Raw genomic sequence first — 4,643 nt, 5'->3', positions numbered from 1 at the left:
GGGGATCGTGTAGATGCCGATCGGCTGGACCGACGCGAGCTCGCGGGCCGGCTCGTCGAACGCGCGGTACGCCGCGAGGCGGCCCTGGTCCATGCTCGTCGCGGCCAGCGCGGGGAAGCCGATGACGTCGCCGACCGCGAAGATGTTCGGAACCTGCGTGCGGTAGTCGTCGTCGACCGCGATGCGTCCGCGCGAGTCCGCGGACAGGCCCGCGGCCTCCAGGTTCAGCGCGTCGGTCTGACCCTGCCGGCCCGCGGAGTACATGACCGCGTCGGCCGCGATCCGCTTGCCCGAGGCCAGCCGCGTGACGGTCCCGTGCGTGTTGGAGTCGACGCCCGCGACCTCCTCGCCGAACCGGAACGAGACCGACAGGTCGCGCAGGTGGAACTTGAGCGACTCGGCGACCTCGGGGTCGCACATCTCGAGCATCGCGGGCCGCTTGTCGATGACCGTCACGCGCGTCCCGAGGGCCGCGAACATCGAGGCGTACTCGATGCCGATGATCCCGGCGCCGACGACGACGAGCGAGTTGGGCACCTTCTCGAGGTGCAGCAGGCCGTCGGAGTCCAGCACGGTGCGCTCGTCGAACTGGACGCTGTCCGGGCGGTGCGGCTTGGAGCCGGTGGCGATCACGACGAACCGCGCCGTGAACTGGGTGCGGCGGCTGCCGTCGTCCTCCAGGACCGCGATCGTGTGCGCGTCCACGAACGAGCCCGTGCCACCCAGGACGTCGACGTGGTTGCGCAGCAGCTGCGCGCGGATCACCTCGGTCTCGCGGCCGATCACGTGCTGCGTCCGCGCGAACAGGTCCTCGATGGTGATGTCGGCCTTCACGCGGTAGCTCGCGCCGTAGACCTCGCGCTGCGCCATGCCCGTGAGGTACATGACGGCCTCGCGCAGGGTCTTGCTCGGGATGGTGCCGGTGTTGACCGAGACGCCGCCCATCATGTGGCGACGCTCGACGATCGCCACCTTGTGGCCCAGCTTCGCGGCGGCGATGGCCGCCTTCTGCCCGCCCGGCCCGGAGCCGATCACCATGAGGTCGTAGTCGTAGTGCACCGGCTCGTCGTGCGCCGTCGCAGCCTCGCCGGGAACCCCGTCAGTCGCCATGGAGGCAGTCTGCCGACAAACCGGTCGCGATGTGAGTCGAGCGGATCACCGGCAGGTGAACGTTGGTCAGTCGATCCCGGCGGCGTGCATGGCGGTCTGGAGGTCGGTGCGGTCGACCTCGGCCTCGAGCGTCGCGAAGCGCAGCGCGCCGTGCTGGTCGACGATCGTCGCGGGGTCGCCCGCCGTCACGGCGGCGACGAGCCCCTGGGCGTACCCGGTGGCGCGACGCACGGAGTCGGCGAGCTCCGCGGCGGCGGTGTCGAGCTCGTCGGTCGCGATCTGAGCGGCCAGCGCGCGCATCTCCGCGGCCTGGTTGCTCAGCTCGCCCGCGAGCGGGGTGGCCGTCGCGAGCCACTCGTCGGCCGGGGGTGCGCTGGTGAGGTAGTCGGCCTGGAAGTCTCCCAAGGTCGCCTGCCACTGGCCGGCCAGCTGGTCGAGCTGCCTGGCGGTCGCCGCGTCCTCGGCCGACGCGTGCGGCGACGTGAGCTGGCCGCGCAGGTCCAGGACAGCGGGGACGACGACGACCGCGACGGTGGCGACCGCGACGAGCAGGGTGAGCGTCAGGGTGATCGCGAGCGCCCGACGACGACGGTGCGGCCGCGCGGGCGCGGCGAGCATGCCGGGGACCGTTCCCGGCGGGGGATACGACCCGGGGAACGGCTGGTCGGCCGTCGGGTCGGGGAACTTCGGGGCCACGGGCCGTCCTTCCGTCGTCGGCCTGGACCGTACCGCGCGGTGCCGATCCGCCGTCCCGGCTGGGTTAGGATCTCCGGCAGACCCCTCGTGCGGCGTCATCTCGCTGAACTCCCCCAGGGCCGGAAGGCAGCAAGGGCAGGTGAGCTCTGGCGGGTGTGCGGGGGGTCCTTACTTTGCCCGGAATCCCCTCGCCCCCGGGCCAGCTCGCAAGGGACCCTCAGCTCGTGCACGCCTTCGCCCTCGGCCTCGTCGCCGGTCTCGCGGTCGCCATGCCGCTCGGTCCGATCGGCGTGCTGCTGCTGCGCGAGTCCCTGCTGTCGGGCCGACGACGAGCGGTGGCCGCCGCGCTCGGCGTCGCGACCGTCGACACGGTCTACGCGATCGCCGCCGTCCTCGTGGGGTCGCAGGTCGCCCTCCTCGTCTCGTCGGCCGCCACCGTCATCCGCATCGTCAGCGGCGCCGCGCTGCTCGCGGTGGGCGTCGTCGGGCTCGTCGGGTGGTGGCGCACGCGTGACGTCGAGCCCGTGCTCGACGAGCGGCCCGCGGGCTCGGCGTACCTGCGGTTCGTCGCGTACACGGCGCTCAACCCGGCCACGCTGCTGATCTTCGCGACGGTCGCGACCGGCGCCGTCGCGGAGCTCGGCGACGGGCGGCCGGCGTTCGCGGTGGGCGCGGCGTTCGTCGGCGGGGTCACCGTCGCGTCCGCGGGCTGGCAGGTGGTGCTCGTCGTCATCGGCGGCCTGGCCGGTGCCCGACTCGGGCCACGCCTGCGTGCCTGGGTCTCGCCGATCGGCTCGGCGCTCGTGGTCGGCCTTGCGGCGTGGGTGCTGGTCGGGTGAACGGCTGGGGGTAGGCGTCGGCGCGTGTCGGTGCGGGCGTCTAGGGTGCGGGGGTGAGCCAAGCCCTGTACCGCCGCTACCGGCCGGAGAACTTCGCCGAGGTGATCGGGCAGGACCACGTCACCGCCCCCCTGCGGCAGGCGCTGCGGAGCGGTCAGGTCAACCATGCGTACCTGTTCTCCGGGCCCCGCGGCTGCGGCAAGACGACCTCCGCGCGCATCCTCGCGCGCATCCTGAACTGCGCGCAGAACACCGAGGCGTCGCCGACGGACACCCCGTGCGGCGTGTGCCCGTCGTGCGTGGAGCTCGCCCGCGGCGGGCCGGGCTCGCTCGACGTGGTCGAGATCGACGCGGCCAGCCACGGTGGCGTCGACGACGCGCGCGAGCTGCGCGAGCGGGCCACGTTCGCCCCCGCGCGTGACCGCTACAAGATCTTCATCCTCGACGAGGCGCACATGGTCTCGCCCCAGGGCTTCAACGCGCTGCTCAAGATCGTCGAGGAGCCGCCGCCGCACATCAAGTTCATCTTCGCGACGACCGAGCCGGACAAGGTCATCGGCACGATCCGCTCGCGGACGCACCACTACCCCTTCCGGCTCGTGCCGCCGGACGTGCTCGTCCCCTACCTGGGCCAGCTCTGCGCGTCCGAGTCGGTCCCGGTCGGGTCCGGCGTGCTCCCGCTCGTCGTCCGCGCCGGCGGCGGGTCCGTGCGCGACACGCTCTCCGTGCTCGACCAGCTCATCGCGGGAGCCGGCTCCGGCGGGCTCGAGTACGAGGGTGCCGCCGCGCTGCTGGGCTACACGCAGGCGTCGCTTCTCGACGACCTCGTCGAGGCGATCGCGGCGCGCGACGGCGCCAGCGCCTTCCGGGTCGTCGATCGCGTGATCTCGACCGGCCACGAGCCGCGCCGGTTCGTCGAGGACCTGCTCGAGCGGCTGCGCGACCTCATCGTCATCGCCGCGTCGGGCGACGCCGCCGACGCCGCCCTGCGCGACGTCCCCGCCGACCAGATGCAGAGCATGCGCGCACAGGCCTCCCACCTGGGTGCCGCCGAGCTGTCCCGGTCGGCCGACCTGGCCAACGCCGCCCTGACCGAGATGAGCGGGGCGACCTCGCCGCGCCTGCACCTCGAGCTGCTCATGGCGCGGCTGCTGCTGCCCGCCGTGGACGACGACCGTTCCGGGCTCGGGGCGCGGCTCGACCGGCTCGAGCGGGGGCTTCCGGCTGCGGGGGCGCCCGTGCGGGCGGCCGAGGCGCCGGTTGCGCGAGACGTTGCGCCCGCGGTTGCCCCGGCAACGGTAGCGGCAGCCCCGGTTGCGCCCCCTGCGCCCGTTGCCGCGCCGGTGCCCGCTGCGATGCCGGCACCGGCCGACGGCGAGGTCGACGTCCCCCGCCAACCGCGCGGGACCGAGGCGCCCGCCGTCGAGCCCGCCGCGACCGACGAGCCGGGCTCGACCGACAGTCCCGCCGCTCCGGCGTCACGGCCGGTTGCTGCCGCGCCACCGGCCCCGGCGGGCCAGCCCCCCGCACCCGCCGCCCAGCCCCCGTCCGCCGCGTCTGCCGCCCCGCCTGCCGCCCCTCAGGGCACCGGCGGCCCCGACACCGAGATGCTCCGCCGCCGCTGGCCCGAGGTCCTGGAGACCATCAAGGGCCTGCGCCGCGTGACGTGGGCGCTCGTCGACCCGCGCAACGCCCAGGTCGCCGAGCTCGACGCGACGACGCTGCGCCTCTCCTTCGACACCGCCGCGCTCGCGGGCACCTTCCGCAACGGTGGCCACCCGGACGTCGTGGCCCGCGCGGTGCGCGAGACGCTCGGCTTCGACGTGCGCGTCGAAGGCATCCTCACCGAGCAGACGAGCGCCGCGGCCGGCCGCCCGGCCGCCCCGGCGGGCCAGCAGTCGCCGCCCGCCGACGGCGGGTGGGGCACTCCCGCGTCGTCGGGCAGCCGCGCGGCAGGCCAGTCGGCCGTCGAGCGGGCTGCGGCGTCGTGGGACCAAG

General features: G+C 74.4%; 4 protein-coding genes and 1 other RNA gene. 3 read left to right on the top strand and 2 right to left on the bottom strand.

Going from position 1 to position 4,643, the window contains the following annotated elements; all coding sequences use genetic code 11:
• Window positions 1-1,110 (bottom strand): Si-specific NAD(P)(+) transhydrogenase (sthA, locus tag D1825_RS01040; RefSeq protein ID WP_118765667.1); only part of this gene is annotated, 1,110 nt, incomplete at its 3' end.
• Window positions 1,111-1,176: 66 nt separating this feature from the next.
• Window positions 1,177-1,806, bottom strand: coding sequence for a hypothetical protein (locus tag D1825_RS01035; RefSeq protein WP_118765666.1), 630 nt, complete (start codon window positions 1,804-1,806; stop codon window positions 1,177-1,179).
• Between the two features lie 76 nt (window positions 1,807-1,882).
• Between D1825_RS01035 and ffs the strand changes: the two genes are divergently transcribed.
• The 3 genes from ffs to D1825_RS01020 form a co-directional block, all read left to right on the top strand.
• Window positions 1,883-1,979, top strand: an RNA gene (ffs, locus tag D1825_RS01030) — signal recognition particle sRNA small type.
• Window positions 1,980-2,030: 51 nt separating this feature from the next.
• Window positions 2,031-2,645, top strand: a complete 615-nt coding sequence (locus D1825_RS01025) for a LysE family translocator (RefSeq protein ID WP_118765665.1) — start codon at window positions 2,031-2,033, stop codon at window positions 2,643-2,645.
• Between the two features lie 53 nt (window positions 2,646-2,698).
• A partial coding sequence (locus tag D1825_RS01020) for a DNA polymerase III subunit gamma and tau (protein ID WP_118765664.1) occupies window positions 2,699-4,643 on the top strand: 1,945 nt, incomplete at its 3' end.

The sequence above is a fragment of the Cellulomonas rhizosphaerae genome (assembly GCF_003470205.1).
Classification (GTDB): Bacteria; Actinomycetota; Actinomycetes; order Actinomycetales; family Cellulomonadaceae; genus Cellulomonas; species Cellulomonas rhizosphaerae.
Note: the sequence above shows the minus strand (reverse complement) of the source record. Positions and strands in the feature narration are given on the sequence as shown.